Origin of the sequence: Microbulbifer halophilus, from assembly GCF_026183675.1 — a bacterium.
In the GTDB taxonomy this organism is placed as follows: domain Bacteria; phylum Pseudomonadota; class Gammaproteobacteria; order Pseudomonadales; family Cellvibrionaceae; genus Microbulbifer; species Microbulbifer halophilus.
This window is the reverse complement of record NZ_JAPIVK010000060.1, coordinates 1-14,935: the sequence shown is the minus strand read 5'-3', so window position 1 is coordinate 14,935 and position 14,935 is coordinate 1. Positions and strand designations below refer to the sequence as shown.

Here is a 14,935-nt window from a genome sequence, read left to right as displayed (position 1 = left end):
TTCTTCAGAGTGTGTAACAGAAATTTATACGACTTCATGTCGCAAGTAACGTTGCGCTCTGGGGCAGTTTACTTTATGTACCTTTGTGCGAAAGTGCGAGCACAGCGAGCCGCACAGAGGTGCATAAAGTAAACTGTCCCTCAGCAGCGCCTTGTTATACGTTTACCACGCAAAACGGGTAGTAAAATGGATCAGGGGTTTGCATTAACCACTCAGAACCATACGCCATAGCTTCCATTTGAATTCGACTTTCTTCCCCCACCAAGTGTTCATGGCTTAGTTGATCTGCCCATGACTCACACGGAACAATAACGCTAGCCTGGCCAGGGGGGAGAACTACTTCTCCTGTTTTTATTCTCCACTCTCTCTCCCAAGAAAAATCTATCGGTGGCATGTTGTTTGGCTCATAACGAACATGACGCCATCGTAAAGCTTCAGGAAGTTGAACATACTCCGCGTCGCTTTGATATATAACTGGGCGACCACCTTGATCATAAGCAAAGTTCTTTGTAATTCGTATCCCGAACGGACGGTATCTTCCTATGACATCATGAAATGTATGTATAGGTGCTTCAGTAAAGCAAACACATACATAGTCGCCTTTGATATGACCCGATCCGCCAATAATTCGCTTCTCAGATACAATTTTCCTCAGAACCTCGAATGCGTCGTGATCGGTTTCAGCTTTTATCCAGTGAACTAGATCTCTAGAAATATCTAATCTTGGCATATCAGTTTCTACGTATAACAGTTAATTCAAAAGCCACTGGCTTCATATCCCCTTGGCTTCTATCTACATACGTGTAGGCTCATTGAACCCACAAAATACCCGGAAATCAAACAGATACAACCTGCAGATCAAAAAACACCCAGAGATATAAAGCCGGGAGCCGGGGCGCAAATATCTTCCTCTGGCTTTTGATCTAATTCCATGTCCCGAAAAATCAACAACTTAGCTTTATCTTTCTGTAGATAGAAGCCGCCGTCTCCTGATCTCGGTTTTTCTGCTGCCACCAAAAGAAAACCCCGCCAGATGGCAGGGTTTCGGAAAGCCGATTGGTTATCGGGGAGCAGGAAGAATCAGTGTTCAGTGGGCACCCGCCCCAGGTCCCCTTCCATTTCCACAGTCAGGAACGACATCACCACCCAGGCGGCCACGTTCTGTTTCAGGTTTTCCGGGTCTACCTTGTCCAGGGTGTCGTTGGGTGTGTGGTGGTAGTCGAAGTAATCGGTGCCGTCCTGGTAGAGGCCGAAGGCCGGTACGCCCTGGGCGACGAAGACACTGCCGTCCGGGCCGCCGTGGGTTTCGTTGTTGCCGCGCTCGATGCCCAGCGGGGCGAGCAGTTGCATCATCTGGTCGGCGATATCGAACTTGCTCTCCGGCAGGCGGGTATCGAAGCGCCAGACCTTGTCGGCGCCGAAGTCGGATTCGGAGACGGCGACGATATTGTCCAGCTCGCTGCGGTGCGCCTGGACATACTGCTTGGCGCCCACCAGGCCGATTTCCTCGGCACCGAACAGGACCACGCGCAGGGTGCGGCGCGGGCGCTGGGGGAGTTCGGCAATCATGCGTGCGGTTTCCAGTACCACGCCCACGCCGGCGCCGTCGTCCAGTGCGCCGGTGCCTTCATCCCAGGAGTCCAGGTGGGCGCCGATGATCAGGGCCTCTTCCGGCTTTTCGCGGCCGGTGATCTCACCGATCACGTTGAAGGAGGGACCATCTTCCAATTGCTGGTTGTGGACGTCCAGTTGTACTTCCACCGGTTTGCCGCGCTCGAGCATCTTTTCCAGCAGGTTGGCGTCCGGGGCGGACAGGGCCAGGGCCGGTACCGGGTTTTCCACATCCTTGATGCGCATCATGCCGGTGTGGGCGAAGCGGTCGGAGTCGGTGCCCACGGAGCGGATCATCAGCGCCGCGGCTTTCTTGCCGGCGGCGGCGCGCATGCCGCGGCTGCGGCCCTGGACTGCGGGGCCATAGCCTTCACCGGTGCGGGTGCGCTCCATGCGCTTGTTGATAAAGGCAATCTTGCCCTCGACTTTTTCCGCGGGCGCTTCGATCAGCTCCTCCACGTCGGCGAAGGGAACTATCTCGGCGGTGAGCCCCTCCTCCGGAGTGCTGACGCTGAAACCGAGGGAGGACACCACCAGCGGCTGCGGGAAAGGTGCCACCACCCGCGCATGGGCGTGGCCGCGGTTCCAGCGCGGCACTTCGATCTGCTCGGTGTAGACGCGGTCGAAGCCCAGTTTCTTCATTTTTTCCTGCGCCCAGGCCACGGCGCGGCGATCGCCCTCGGAGCCGGTGGGACGCGGGCCCACTTCCACGGTCAGGGATTCGACGATGCTGTAGGCGTCGGAGGATTCCAGTGCGCGGTCGCGCAGTACTTCCGCCACGGAGAGATCCTCCTGGCTCAACGGCTTGGCGTGGGCGGCGGTTACGGCCAGTGCGGCGATCAGCCCGCCGGCCAGGGTCTGCAATGGTCTGAACATGGTATGTCCTCAAAGCTCTTTGGTGTTGTCTGTTTTGTCGTTGTCTTGCGGTAGCAGTTGCTCCCGCACAGCGCGCAGGCGTTCGATACCCGCGCGGGTGAAGAGGTGGGGCGAGCCGCCGGTGTATTCCGTTTCTTCAATGGCCAGGCACTCGAGGCGCAGCCGCTCCAGTTCCGGGTCGTGGCGCATCGGGTAGCCGGTGAGTATCCGCCACTCGTTGTCATCTGCCTGGCCGGCGATCACGTCCTCGAGCCCGCGCACGAACTGCTCGCGGTCCATGCGGAAGCGCGGGGTATGCATATGCATCAGCGCCCAGATTATCAGGGCGAAGAAACAAAAGGAAAGCAGCAGCGTAATCACTACTGTCACAACTCATGACTCCAGAAGCAGTTTCACGGCCACGGCGATGGTGGCCAGGATGATGATCGGCCGGATCAGCCGCGCGCCGCGGGCGATCACCAGGTTCGAGCCCAGCCGCGCGCCGACAAACTGCGCCGCGGACATGCTCAGCGCCAGCCCCAACAGCAGGTGGCCGCCGGCCATGAAGATGCACATGGAGGTGGCGTTGGTGGCCAGCACCAGCGGTTTGGTGTGGGCGGTGGCCCTGCGCATGTTGTACCCGAGCAGCGCGGCAAATGCCAGCGCGTAGATGGAGCCCATACCCGGCCCGAAGAAGCCGCCGTAAAAACCGACACCGCCTCCCACCAACAGGTTGAACAGCCAGTTGGGCATGCGCGGCCTGGCATCCACATCGGTAATGCGCGGGGAGAAGGCAAAATACAGCGCGATACCGATCAGCAGCAGCGGCAGGAGTGTATTCAGTTGTTCGCCGCCGAGGCGGGTCACGCTCCAGGTACCCAGTGCGGAACCGACGATGGCGGCCACGAGCCCGGGCCACAGGCGGCGCAGGTCCAGGAACCCCTTCTGGAAGAAATTGATCGCCGAGGACAGGGTACCGAAGACGCTCTGGAACTTGCCGGTGCCCAGTGCATCCAGCGGCGGAATCCCGGCCCAGAGCAACGCCGGCAGGGTGATAAGGCCACCGCCGCCGGCAATGGCGCTGATAAAGCCCGCGGCGAAGCCGACCGCGGTCAGGATCAGGTATAGGTTGAAAGAGAGATCGCCGCTCAGTGCCGCCTCCGGGTCGATGGTTTACTCTTCGAGGATACTCTGGTTTTCCGGGCAGCGCCCCCGATAGTGATTGAAGCGTTTGCGGATTTCTCGCATATCGGTTTCCAGGTTGCCGGTAGGTTGGTAGAGGGAATCCAAGCAGATACGTTTTTTGGGAAAATCCCAGGCCACCAGCAGGATCGGCACGTCCGCCGCATAGGCGATGCGCAGGAAGCCATTTTTCCAGTTGTCGTTGCGCTTGCGGGTGCCCTCCGGGGTAATCGCTACCCACATTTTTTCATTTTCGCGAAACTGGCTGGCCACCTGCTTGGCCATGCCCCCCGGGGCGGCGCGGTTGGTGGGGATGCCGCCCAGCCACATGAACAGCCTCTTGAACGGGAAGATGAAGGCTTCCTGCTTCATCATCCAGGAGGCCTTCAGGCGCAGTGCCATGATAAACGGCATGGCGACGACGAAATCCCAGTTGGAGGTGTGAGGCGCCAGCGCCACCATCAGTTTTTTTTCCGGCGGGAATTCGCCGTCGATGCGCCAGCCGAGCAGTTTGACGATCAGCAGGCCGATGTTCTTGGTGAACCAGTTGCCGATGCGCGGCATTTCTTCGGGTAGATTCTTTGGAATGCTCACTTCGATGATTCTCTCGATTCTGTATTCGCCGCTGTGTCTGTAGTGCCGTCGGGTGCGCCGTGCGCACCAGTTGCGGGGTGGTGCGCGCGGCGCACCCTACCTCTGTGGGAGCCTGGTTGCTGGTAAAGAATTTTAGGGCCTTCTGTTCACCTGCAAGCAGGTTCCTACGGCGGGCCTGCGGCCCGGCCCTCTCCCCCGGCCCCTCTCCCGGGGGGAGAGGGGAGTATTAATGCTCGCGGGTGGCGAAGAATTCTATTTCCGGATAGCGCTCTTCGGCCAGTTGCAGGTTGACCCGCGTCGGCGCCAGGTAGGTGAGGTGGCCGGCGCCGTCCAGTGCCAGGTTGGTGCTGGCCTTGCGTTTGAAGTTGTCCAGTTCCTTGGCGTTGTCGCTGTCCACCCAGCGGGCGGTCTGCACATTGACGTTTTCGTAGATGGCTTCCACCTTGTATTCGTCCTTCAGGCGGTGGGCCACCACTTCGAACTGCAGCACCCCCACGGCGCCGACGACGATGTCGTTACTGTCCAGCGGGAAGAACACCTGGGTGGAACCCTCTTCGGAGAGCTGCTGCAGGCCTTTCTGCAACTGTTTCAGTTTCAGCGGATCCTTCAGGCGGATGCGGCGGAAGAGTTCCGGGGCGAAGTTGGGAATGCCGGTGAACTTGAGCTTTTCGCCCTCGGTAAAGGTGTCGCCGATCTGGATGGTGCCGTGGTTGTGCAGGCCGATGATATCGCCGGCGATGGCCTCCTCCACATGGGTGCGGTCGCCGGCCATGAAGGTCACCGCATCGGCGATCTTCACGTCCTTGCCCAGGCGCACGTGTTTCATTTTCATGCCGCGGCTGTAGGTGCCGGAGCAGATACGCATAAAGGCAATGCGGTCTCGGTGGCGCGGGTCCATGTTCGCCTGGATCTTGAACACGAAACCGCTGAATTTGTCCTCGGCCGGTTCCACGATGCGCTCGTCCGTCTCCCGCGGCTGCGGGCCCGGCGCCCACTCGACGAAGCCGTCGAGCATTTCGCGCACGCCGAAATTGCCCAGGGCGGTGCCGAAGAAGACCGGCGTCAGCTTGCCGGCCAGGTAGTCTTCCAGGTTGAATTCGTGGGTGGCGCCGCGCACCAGTTCGATTTCCTCGCGGATCTCGTCGGCGTCCTCACCCAGCAGCTCGTCCGCCTCGGCGGAATCCAGCCCCTCGATCCGGGTATCCTCGGGGATGGTGTGGCCCTGGCCCTGCTTGAACACGTGGATGGTGTCGGTGTAGAGGTTGTAGACGCCCTTGAAGTGCTGGCCGGAGCCCAGCGGCCAGTTGATCGGTGCGGCCTGGATATTCAGCACTTCCTCGATCTCGTCCATCACTTCGACGGGGTCGCGGATATCCCGGTCCAGTTTGTTGATAAACGACAGGATCGGCGTGGTGCGCAGGCGACAGACGTTCATCAGCTTGATAGTGCGATCCTCGACGCCCTTGGCACCGTCGATCACCATCAGCGCGGAGTCCACCGCGGTCAGCACGCGGTAGGTATCCTCGGAGAAGTCCTCGTGCCCCGGCGTGTCCAGCAGGTTGACCGTGCGGTCCCTATAGGGGAACTGCATCACGGAGGAGGTCACGGAGATACCCCGCTCCTGTTCCATACTCATCCAGTCCGAGCGCGCGTGCGGGCCCTTCTTGCCCTTGACCGAGCCGGCCAGCTGGATCGCATTCCCGAACAGCAGCAGCTTTTCGGTCACCGTGGTTTTACCGGCGTCCGGGTGGGAGATGATCGCGAAGGTGCGGCGGCCGGCGACATCCGCCGGGGAGAAATTCTGAGCCATAATCTGGGTTTGAAAACTCGGCCTGGAACAAAAAAACAAGAGTGCAAAAAACAGGCGCGCATTATACACGTCGGCGGGCTGCTCCGGGGGCTGGTAGACTGCGCTTTTTCGCGGTTCGGGACATCGGTAGGGTGCGCTGTGTGCGCCAGCTGGGCCCGCCGCACAACCGGAATTCCGCCCCGGAGTCGGCTGTAGGCGCCTGTTTTGCGGTGCGCACGGCGCACCCTACGCGCGGCCGGGAAGAAGTTTTAAAAGGAGAGGTGAACCATGAGTCGGGAAAGATTGCAGGCCCTGCGGGAGGAGCTGGCGCGCCAACAGGTACAGGGCTTCCTCGTGCCCCGCGGCGACGAGTACCAGAACGAATACGTGCCCGCCGCCGACGAGCGCCTGGCCTGGCTCACCGGCTTTGGCGGCTCCGCCGGTATCGCGGCGGTGGGCGCCGAACACGCGGCGCTGTTCGTGGACGGCCGCTATACCCTGCAGGCGCAGCAGCAGCTCGGCGACCAGCCGATCGACCTGGAGACCCTGGATGCGAACGCCATCGCCAACTGGCTCTGCGACCAACTCAAGCAGGGCGAGGCCCTGGGCTACGACCCGCGCCTGCACACAGAGCCGGGCCTGGCATTGCTGAAAAAGCGCCTGGGCGAGCGGGATATCGCCCTGCGGCCGCTGGAACAGAATCCCATCGACGCCGTCTGGACGGATCGCCCGGCCGGCCCCTGCGGCCCGGCGCGCCCGCACCCCCACACCTTTACCGGCGAACACTCGGCGCAGAAGCGCCAACGCATCGCCGCCCGGCTGGCGGACAAACGCGCCGACGCCCTGTGGCTGCCCAATCCGGAAGTCTGTGCCTGGCTGTTCAATATCCGCGGCGACGATGTGCCGCACCTGCCCGTGGCGCTCGCCAGTGCCCTGCTCTACCGCGACGGCACCGCCACGCTGTACCTGGCCAGGGAGGCAATGGGCGAGGCGCTGATCGAGCACCTGAACAGCGATGTGGATATCGTCAACGACAAGGAAGCGTTGTTCGACGCGGCCAAACGCCACCACGTTTCCAAAATCTGGGTGGATCCGCTGATCACCAACTGCTGGACACTGCAGCGCCTGCGCGCACTGGAAATCGAGCTGCTGCAGGAGCGCGACCCGATCACCGGCGCCAAGGCCTGCAAGAACGCAGTGGAACTGGCCGGCAGCCAGGCCGCCCACGAGCGCGACGGCGCCGCCCTGTGCGAATTCCTGGCCGAGCTGCCGGACGCTGTCGCGGCGGGGGCTGCCAATAACAGCTTCGGCGAGCTGGAGGCGGTGGAGCTACTGCGATCCAAGCGCGAGCAGCGCGAGGGCTTCCGGGACGATAGCTTCGACTCCATCTCCGGCTACGGCCCCAACGGCGCCATCGTCCACTACTGTGTCAGCCGCGAGTCCAGCCTGCCGATGAAGGCGGAGGGCATCTACCTGATCGACTCCGGCGGCCAGTACCCGGACGGCACCACCGACGTCACCCGCACCGTGCCGCTGGGCGAATTCCCCGAGCACGCCCGCGACCACTTCACCCGCGTGCTTAAGGGCCATATCGCCATCGCCACGCTGCGCTTCCCGAAGGGCACCTGCGGCGAACAGCTCGACGCCTTCGCGCGCAAATCCCTCTGGGATGTGGGCCTCGACTACGCCCACGGCACCGGCCACGGCGTGGGCAGTTTTCTCAGCGTGCACGAGGGCCCGCAGCGCATCGGCAAGGGCGCCAGCGGCGTGGCGCTGCAGCCGGGCATGATCCTCTCCAACGAACCGGGCTTCTACCTCACCGGCCAGTACGGTATCCGCATCGAGAACCTGGTGTTCGTGAAGGAGAGCGAGCGGCACAACGGCTTCCTGGAATTCGAGGAACTGACACTGGCACCGATCGAGCGCCGGCTGATAAAAGAGGAACTGCTGACGGAACAGGAAAGATCCTGGCTGAACCGCTACCACCAGCGGGTGCGGGAGACGCTGATGCCGCTGGTGAACGAGAAGACGCAGGCTTGGTTGGAGGAGGCTACCCAGGCGATCTAACGTAGCTCCGCCGGGAGCGCCGAGCCCCTGCTCGGCAACGCGCCGCAGGCGCGCCCTCTCCCCCAGCCCCTCTCCCGCAAGCGGGAGAGGGGAGCAATATAATCACTGCACCTGCAACCCCTCCACCTCACTCTCACGCCCGCCGATATCCCGCCGCAACCACCACCAGGCCAGCGCCCCCAGCAGCAGGTTGGCGGTCGCGGTAGCGGCAAACAATCCGGTAATGCCCCACAGCTGGTTGCCCACCCAGGCCAGCGGCAGGTAGACGCCCAGCACCCGCAGGAAGGAAATCAGCGTGGCCGGCAGCGGTCGGCCGAGGCCGTTGAAGGCGGCGTTGGCAGACATCACGAAGCCGTAGCCGGCGTAGCTGAAGGGCACCAGCGTGAGGTAGGCGATGGCCACCGCCAGCACCTCGGGCGAATCGCTGAACAGCCGTACCACTGCCGGACCGGCAAAGTACAGCAGCACCGCCAGCAGCGCGCCGAAACCGATACAGAAGCGCGCCAGTACACTGACGGTGCGCTGCATCCGCTCGACTTTACCGGCGCCGGCGTTCTGGCCCATAAAGGGCCCCACCACCGAAGACAGCGCGTAGAAGACGATCAGCGCCAGCGGCTCGATACGCAGCGCCACCCCCAGGCCGGCCACGGCGTCGGCACCGTGTACCGCCACCAGCGCCACCACCACGCCGCCGGCCATGGGAACGATCACGTTGGTGGCGGTGGCCGGCAGGCCCACCGCCAGCACCGTGCGCCAGGAGGCGAGGAGCGTGGACAGGCGCGGCGGCGCCATCAACTGCTCGCGGCGAATCAGGAAGTAGAGGGCGGCAAAAAAGCTCAGTCCGCGCGCAATCACCGTGGACAGGGCCGCGCCCTGCAGCTCCAGCCGCGGGAAGCCCAACAGGCCGAAAATCAGCAGCGGGTCCAGAATCAGGTTGAACAGGGCCACCGCCACCATGATGCGCCCGGTGATAGCGCTATTGCCGATGGCCCGCAGCGACGACAGCGCCACCATCGGCACCACCGCGAACACGGCGCCCAGGTACCAGGGCACCATATAGTCGGCGATCAGCGGCAGCATTTCCGGGTCAGCGCCCAGCAGCCGGAACAGCGGCTGGATGGTGGAGAGCCCGATGGCACTGATCGTCAGCGCCACCAGCAGCGCCAGCAGCGAAGCGTCGGTCACCAGCCGCCGCACCTTCTCCAGGTCGCCGGCGCCGTAGGCCCGCGCCACCGCGGACGAGGTACCGGCGCCCAGGCCAATGGCGAAGCTGTTGATCACCATCACCACCGGAAAGGTAAAACTCATCGCCGCCAGCGGCGCGCTGCCCAATTGCGCGACAAAATAGGTGTCCACCACATTGAAGGACATGGTGGCGAGAATGCCCCAGACCATGGGCAGGGCCAGCCGCTGCAGGTGGCCGGCGACAGAGCCTTCGAGCAGGGAGGGGTTATTGCTGGATAACGCCATGAAAAACTCTTTGCGGAGGAGAAAAAAGACGGCCGCAATGGGCTCGTCGAATGGTTGCCATTCTACCAGCTGAAGATTGCCGACGAATTGACGGGCCCCGGATTTCGCCGGGGCGAGGCTTATCGGGCGTGGGTTGGAATGAGCGCAGCGAAGTCCAACATCGGGGGCCGCGAAACCCACCGGGCTCTTTCACTGCCCTCTCCCTGTGCAACCGGGACTATCGAGTTGTAGGCGTAGGTCGGGGTGAGCAACGCGAACCCCGGCATGATGGCGGCACCGTTTTGGACTTCGCGGAACTCAGTCCAACCTACGCTCTATTCGAGAGAGACTCATCAGTACCGCATCCTCGCGCCCGCCGCCCTGCGCCGGGTAGTAGTTTCTGCGCAGGCCGTCCTCGGAAAAACCCAGCTTGCGATAGAGTGAGCGCGCGGCGCGATTGGAGACGCGCACATCGAGCAACACCCGGGCGATCTCTTTCGGCAGTTCGGCAATCAGCCGTTGAAGCAGCGCTTGCGCGATACCGCGGCGGCGCTGGGCCGGGGCCACGGCCACATCGAGAATTTCCGCCTCGTCGAACAACTGCGAGACTACGCAGCAGGCAATCGCCTCGCCGCTGTTGTCCGCCAGCAGCCAGCAATGATGGCCGGCCTCCAGGCTGTCCCGGTATTGTCGTTCCGTCCAGGGATGGGTGTGCGCACTGCGCGCCAGATCTGCCAGTACCGCACAGTCGCTGTCGTCGGCCGGCCGCAGGGCGGCGCCGGGAATATCTTTGAGGCTCACCGGGCGCGGGTCTGTTCGGGGTAGGCCTGCCGCAGCAACTGCCAGAGATCGCGCTTGCGCTCCGGCTGCTGCAACAGTTGCGACAGGCTGGGCATGGCGATGACGGCGATGCCGTTCCAGTCGTTGACGGTTTCGGCCAGCTCCACCGGCGCACAGAAGTCCTGCGCCTGCTGCCCCATCAGCCAGATGGACTTGACCGGTCGGCGGGCACTGGCGGCCGCCAGCCAACTGGAACAGGTATCCCGCGCCTCGGCGGCGGACGCGGCGGGACCGAAGCGGTTCTCCGCCAGCGGCCAGCGCATGCGGTCCTGTTCCCGCGGCAGTTCATGCCAGTGCAGCGCGCGGGCGATGTTGTTGAACAGGGATTCCACCGGCAGCGCCGCGCCCGGCTCGCGGCTGTCCACGGCGAGCAGTTCCCCACCGAGCCACCAGCAGGAGAGCACGAAGGGCTCTACCGGTTTCTGCGGCGGCGCCACTTCGGCCACCGGTGCCGGCTGCGCGGCGGGCGCGCGGATCTCGCCCGCGACTGCGGCCACTTCGCGCAGCACATCGGGGCTCGGCTGCTCCGGTTGCGCGGCGGGTTGCCGGGGAGCGGCCTGTTGCAGGGCCGTTTCCGCCGGGGCCAGTTCGCGGCGGATATGCTCGGCGCTGGCCGGCAGCGGATTCTGCGGCTCTTCCACCGGCGCCGGCGGCAACTCCGCCTGCCGCGGCTCGGGCGCGAGCGGCAGCACGAAGCGCGGCATATAGCTGGGGATGCCCAGTGCCGACAGGTATTCCGCGCGCTGCAACTCGTTCACTCAGTCTCTCCCTTCAGACGCCCTGCGCCTTGTTCTTGCCGCCACCGGTGAGCAAGTTTAAAGCATCCAGGTAGGCTTGTGCGGAGGCGACGAGTATATCCGTATCGGCGCCGACGCCGTTGACCAGCCGGCCGTCGCGCTGCAGGCGCACGGTGACGCTGCCCTGGGCCTCGGTGCCCTGGGTGACGGCGTTGACCGAGTAGAGTTTCAGGTCGGCGCCGCTGTCGGCCACCGATTCGATCGCCTTGAAGAGGGCGTCCACCGGGCCGCTGCCTTCGGACTCCGCGGATACTTCTTCGCCATCGATCAGCAACTGCATCTGCGCCCTCGGGCGCTGGCCGCTGCGGCTGTGTACATCGAGGGAGGCGAGGCGGTAGTGTTCCACCGGCTCCTCGGCGCCGGCGACGATGGACTGCAGGTCCTCGTCGAAGATCTCGTGTTTCTTGTCCGCCAGGTCCTTGAAGCGCTGGAACACCAACTGGAATTCGCCGGCGTCGTCGAAGTTGTAACCCAGTTCCTCGTAGCGGGCCTTCACCGCGGCACGGCCGGAGTGCTTGCCCAGTACCAGGCGGTTGTTGCCCCAGCCCACGTCTTCGGCGCGCATGATCTCGTAGGTTTCGCGGTGCTTGAGCACACCGTCCTGGTGGATGCCGGACTCGTGCGCGAAGGCGTTGGCGCCGACGATGGCCTTGTTGGGCTGCACCGGGAAGCCGGTGATGGAGCTGACCAGGCGCGAGGTGGGCACGATGTGCGTGGTGTCGAGGCCGGTGTCCACCGGGAACAGGTCCTGGCGGGTGCGCACCGCCATGACGATTTCCTCCAGCGAGGCGTTGCCGGCGCGCTCGCCCAGGCCGTTGATAGTGCACTCCACCTGGCGCACGCCATTCATCACCGCGGCCAGCGAGTTGGCCACCGCCAGGCCCAGGTCGTTGTGGCAGTGGGTGGAGAAGATGGCCTTGTCGGAGTTGGGCACATTCTCGATCACGCGCTTGAACATGGCCCCGTACTCTTCCGGCTCGCCGTAGCCGACGGTGTCGGGAATATTGATGGTTCCGGCGCCGGCGGCGATCACCGCCTCGATGATGCGGTACATGAAGTCCGGATCGGAGCGGCTGCCGTCCTCGAGGGAGAACTCCACATCGTCGGTGTACTGGCGCGCTGTCGATACCGCATCCACGGCCTGCTGCAGCACCTTTTCCGGCTCCATCTGCAGCTTGTATTTCATGTGGATGGGCGAGGTGGCGATAAAGGTGTGGATGCGCGGCGCATTGGCCTTTTTCAGCGACTCGGCGGCGCGGATGATATCCGGGCCCACGGCGCGGGCCAGGCTGCACACGGTGGAATCCTTCACCGTCTCCGCCACCGCCTGCACTGCCTCGAAATCGCCCTGGCTGGCGATGGCGAAACCGGCCTCGATCACATCCACGCGCATGCGCTCCAGCATCTTGGCGATGTGGATCTTTTCTTCCTTGGTCATGGAGGCGCCGGGGCTCTGCTCGCCGTCGCGCAAGGTGGTATCGAAAATGACTAATTTATCGTTATTCGTGCTCATCTTGGACTCGTCTCCTGGCTCTGGCTCGAGGCTAAACAGCGCTCTGACCGCTGTCTACGCGCCAATTGGCAATCAGTGTGGAATTCTGTCGGAGGGTGCGGAAATAAAATTATGTGCCGCAGCGCGGCAGTCGTAGCGAGGAAGCTAGCGTGCAGTAATCTGGGGGGCATGCGGTGTGCATAGCAGTCGAATCGGGTTTGAATGTCAGTTCAGGCAACTATACGAGCGATCGAGGCGAACATCAACATGCATCCTAAAAAATATCCGATATGGAGATATTAAATTAAAAATAAACATTTTTTACACAATATCGAAAAAACCATCCTAAATTGCTATCCGCTCCTCTCCAGCCCTTCCAGCAGTTTCCACAGCCCCGAACGCAACTGTTCGAGCGTCTCGCGGCTGACGGCCGAATCGTCCAGTTGCGACTCGACCCAGTCCCGGGCGCGCGGGCGCAGCCCGCGGGCGCCGTCTGTCAGTGCCACCAGGGTGATGCGCTCGTCGCCGCTGTCCCGGCGCCGGATCAACAGCCCGCGGGCCTCCATCCGCTTGAGCAGCGGTGTCAGGGTGCCGGAATCCAGCATCAGCCGTTTCCCCAGGGCGCCGACCCCGATCTCCGCACCCGCGCCGCCGGACTGTTCCGACTCCCACAACACGAGCAGCACCAGGTACTGTGGATAGGTGATATCCAGCTCCTGCAGCATCGGCTGGTAGGCCCGGGTCATGGCGCGGGACGCGGCGTAAAGGGCAAAACAGAGCTGGCGGTTCAACGCCAGCGGATCGCCGCCCGCGCAGGGCAGCCCGTTTTTCTTACTCACAGCAGGGACTCGATCTCCGACTCCAGTTCTTCCGGCTTGTCCTTGGGCGCAAAGCGCTTGACCACCTGTCCGTCGCGATCGATCAGGAACTTGGTGAAATTCCACTTGATGCCCTCGGTCCCCATGAGGCCGGGCGCCTGCTCCTTGAGTTCCACAAACAGCGGGTGCGCGTCCGGCCCGTTCACATCCAGCTTGGCGAACAGGGGAAAGTTGACACCGAAATTGAGTTCGCAGAACTCCTTGATCTCGTCGTCGCTGCCCGGCTCCTGCTTGCCGAACTGATTACAGGGGAAACCCAGTACCACCAAGCCCCGATCGCGGTATTTCTCGTACAGCGCCTCCAGCCCCTTGTACTGCGGAGTGAATCCACACTTACTGGCGGTATTCACGGCCAGCAGCACCTTGCCGCGGTACTCCTCCAGGGTGGTCTCGCGGCCGTCCTGGGTTTTCAGGGGAATGGAATAGAGATTGCTCATGGGAAGACCTCCTCGGGTCCGTTAACGATTTCTCACAATTTAATTGTGCACAATATAAAAATCAAGCGTAAACAAGTATTAACAAGCGAGGGTAGTCGGGATAAATACATTCCTTATGGGAATCGTTATCAATAACATGACATCCCAATTCGCACACCCAAGAAAGGATAACCTTTCCCATGCGTCGACTGACTCGCTATCTGTTACTCAGCTTCCTGCCAACCCTGCTGGCGACCGGCGCCCAGGAGGACGGCCTCAGCGCGCAGGAGCTGCGCCAGCTGATGCAGATGGCCGAGTATATCAGCGTGGACTATCCGGAAGCGGTGCGCGGGGGCGAGGTCGTCAACGATGCCGAATATGCGGAGATGCGGGAATTCTCGCAGTTGATTGAGGACAACAGCGCGCGCCTGGCGGCGCCGCCGGAGGCTGATGCCGTCCGGGAAGAGGCGACGGCGCTGCGGGGCTCTGGCTGCGCGGCCGCAAGTCCTGAAGACACGGATTCGAACCGCTCGACGATTCGATACCCCGCGCAGAGCGGGGTATTCTTTGTCTGTGGATAATTGCCGGAAAGCGCGCAGAGCCGTTGCGATCCTCGTCCCCATGTTTGTCGGCAGTATTCGAGGCCCAGTTTTTTCCCTTTCCGGAAGAGCCGGCAACAATCATATTTTCAATGACTTACGGAGTCTGTTAACAACCTGTACCAGTTGCAGCTTTGGGAGTGCGCCCCTTCATTACGGCCGCGTTACTAACAGAATACATGGACAGAGCTGTGTATAAGTTTTGGATACTGTTCTCCCGGGCCCATGGCCGTGGGCTTCGGGAAATGCGGGTAAAAAAGCACCGGGTAGGATCTCTGTTCAGGGGCGGGGAAGCTTTTGGGTATCGGGCGGGTTCCGCGACCTCTCCCCCGGCTCCACTGATTCGCGCCATCCATGGCGCTCACC

General features: G+C 62.5%; 14 protein-coding genes. 2 read left to right on the top strand and 12 right to left on the bottom strand.

The window, feature by feature from the left end:
• Positions 1-154 precede the first annotated feature (154 nt).
• The 6 genes from OQE62_RS18855 to OQE62_RS18830 form a co-directional block, all read right to left on the bottom strand.
• Entirely contained in the window at positions 155-730 is a 576-nt protein-coding gene (locus OQE62_RS18855) for a hypothetical protein (protein ID WP_265723598.1), read from the bottom strand.
• 350 nt (positions 731-1,080) lie between these two features.
• The gene (locus OQE62_RS18850) at positions 1,081-2,487 is read right to left on the bottom strand and encodes a M20/M25/M40 family metallo-hydrolase (RefSeq protein WP_265723597.1); all 1,407 of its coding nucleotides are present in this window, start codon (positions 2,485-2,487) and stop codon (positions 1,081-1,083) included.
• Positions 2,488-2,496: 9 nt separating this feature from the next.
• Positions 2,497-2,856 (bottom strand): hypothetical protein, encoded by a 360-nt coding sequence (locus OQE62_RS18845; RefSeq protein ID WP_265723596.1) that lies wholly within the window; start codon positions 2,854-2,856, stop codon positions 2,497-2,499.
• 3 nt (positions 2,857-2,859) lie between these two features.
• Positions 2,860-3,582, bottom strand: coding sequence for a TSUP family transporter (locus tag OQE62_RS18840; protein WP_265723599.1), 723 nt, complete (start codon positions 3,580-3,582; stop codon positions 2,860-2,862).
• Positions 3,583-3,639: 57 nt separating this feature from the next.
• Positions 3,640-4,242, bottom strand: a complete 603-nt coding sequence (locus OQE62_RS18835; protein ID WP_265723595.1) for a lysophospholipid acyltransferase family protein — start codon at positions 4,240-4,242, stop codon at positions 3,640-3,642.
• Positions 4,243-4,468: 226 nt separating this feature from the next.
• Positions 4,469-6,052, bottom strand: a complete 1,584-nt coding sequence (locus OQE62_RS18830; RefSeq protein ID WP_265723594.1) for a peptide chain release factor 3 — start codon at positions 6,050-6,052, stop codon at positions 4,469-4,471.
• 267 nt (positions 6,053-6,319) lie between these two features.
• Between OQE62_RS18830 and OQE62_RS18825 the strand changes: the two genes are divergently transcribed.
• The gene (locus OQE62_RS18825) at positions 6,320-8,098 is read left to right on the top strand and encodes an aminopeptidase P family protein (RefSeq protein ID WP_265723593.1); all 1,779 of its coding nucleotides are present in this window, start codon (positions 6,320-6,322) and stop codon (positions 8,096-8,098) included.
• Between the two features lie 102 nt (positions 8,099-8,200).
• On the opposite strand, the gene OQE62_RS18820 is transcribed toward OQE62_RS18825, so the two are convergent.
• The 6 genes from OQE62_RS18820 to OQE62_RS18795 form a co-directional block, all read right to left on the bottom strand.
• Positions 8,201-9,568, bottom strand: a complete 1,368-nt coding sequence (locus tag OQE62_RS18820) for an MATE family efflux transporter (RefSeq protein ID WP_265723592.1) — start codon at positions 9,566-9,568, stop codon at positions 8,201-8,203.
• 297 nt (positions 9,569-9,865) lie between these two features.
• Positions 9,866-10,348 (bottom strand): ribosomal protein S18-alanine N-acetyltransferase, encoded by a 483-nt coding sequence (gene rimI, locus OQE62_RS18815; RefSeq protein WP_265723591.1) that lies wholly within the window; start codon positions 10,346-10,348, stop codon positions 9,866-9,868.
• On the bottom strand, positions 10,345-11,145 hold the full coding sequence (locus tag OQE62_RS18810; RefSeq protein WP_265723590.1) for a hypothetical protein: 801 nt from the start codon (positions 11,143-11,145) through the stop codon (positions 10,345-10,347). The genes rimI and OQE62_RS18810 overlap by 4 nt, the downstream gene beginning before the upstream one ends.
• A 13-nt stretch (positions 11,146-11,158) precedes the next feature.
• Positions 11,159-12,697, bottom strand: coding sequence for a 2-isopropylmalate synthase (locus OQE62_RS18805; protein ID WP_265723589.1), 1,539 nt, complete (start codon positions 12,695-12,697; stop codon positions 11,159-11,161).
• 332 nt (positions 12,698-13,029) lie between these two features.
• Complete coding sequence (locus OQE62_RS18800; RefSeq protein ID WP_265723588.1) at positions 13,030-13,515, bottom strand: MarR family winged helix-turn-helix transcriptional regulator; 486 nt, start codon at positions 13,513-13,515, stop codon at positions 13,030-13,032.
• Positions 13,512-13,991: a glutathione peroxidase gene (locus OQE62_RS18795; RefSeq protein WP_265723587.1), complete on the bottom strand. Its 480-nt coding sequence runs from the start codon at positions 13,989-13,991 to the stop codon at positions 13,512-13,514. Before OQE62_RS18795 ends, OQE62_RS18800 begins: the two co-directional genes overlap by 4 nt.
• 179 nt (positions 13,992-14,170) lie before the next feature.
• Here OQE62_RS18795 and OQE62_RS18790 point away from each other — a divergent pair, with 179 nt between their 5' ends.
• Positions 14,171-14,551, top strand: a complete 381-nt coding sequence (locus OQE62_RS18790; protein ID WP_265723586.1) for a hypothetical protein — start codon at positions 14,171-14,173, stop codon at positions 14,549-14,551.
• Positions 14,552-14,935 lie beyond the last annotated feature (384 nt).

Excerpts from the sequence above, each read along its gene's own strand:
- OQE62_RS18855 (WP_265723598.1), bottom strand. The coding sequence starts at position 730 with ATGCCAAGATTAGATATTTCTAGAGATCTAGTTCACTGGATAAAAGCT.
- OQE62_RS18850 (WP_265723597.1), bottom strand. The coding sequence starts at position 2,487 with ATGTTCAGACCATTGCAGACCCTGGCCGGCGGGCTGATCGCCGCACTG.
- OQE62_RS18830 (WP_265723594.1), bottom strand. The coding sequence starts at position 6,052 with ATGGCTCAGAATTTCTCCCCGGCGGATGTCGCCGGCCGCCGCACCTTC.
- OQE62_RS18825 (WP_265723593.1), top strand. The coding sequence starts at position 6,320 with ATGAGTCGGGAAAGATTGCAGGCCCTGCGGGAGGAGCTGGCGCGCCAA.
- OQE62_RS18820 (WP_265723592.1), bottom strand. The coding sequence starts at position 9,568 with ATGGCGTTATCCAGCAATAACCCCTCCCTGCTCGAAGGCTCTGTCGCC.
- OQE62_RS18805 (WP_265723589.1), bottom strand. The coding sequence starts at position 12,697 with ATGAGCACGAATAACGATAAATTAGTCATTTTCGATACCACCTTGCGC.
- OQE62_RS18795 (WP_265723587.1), bottom strand. The coding sequence starts at position 13,991 with ATGAGCAATCTCTATTCCATTCCCCTGAAAACCCAGGACGGCCGCGAG.
- OQE62_RS18790 (WP_265723586.1), top strand. The coding sequence starts at position 14,171 with ATGCGTCGACTGACTCGCTATCTGTTACTCAGCTTCCTGCCAACCCTG.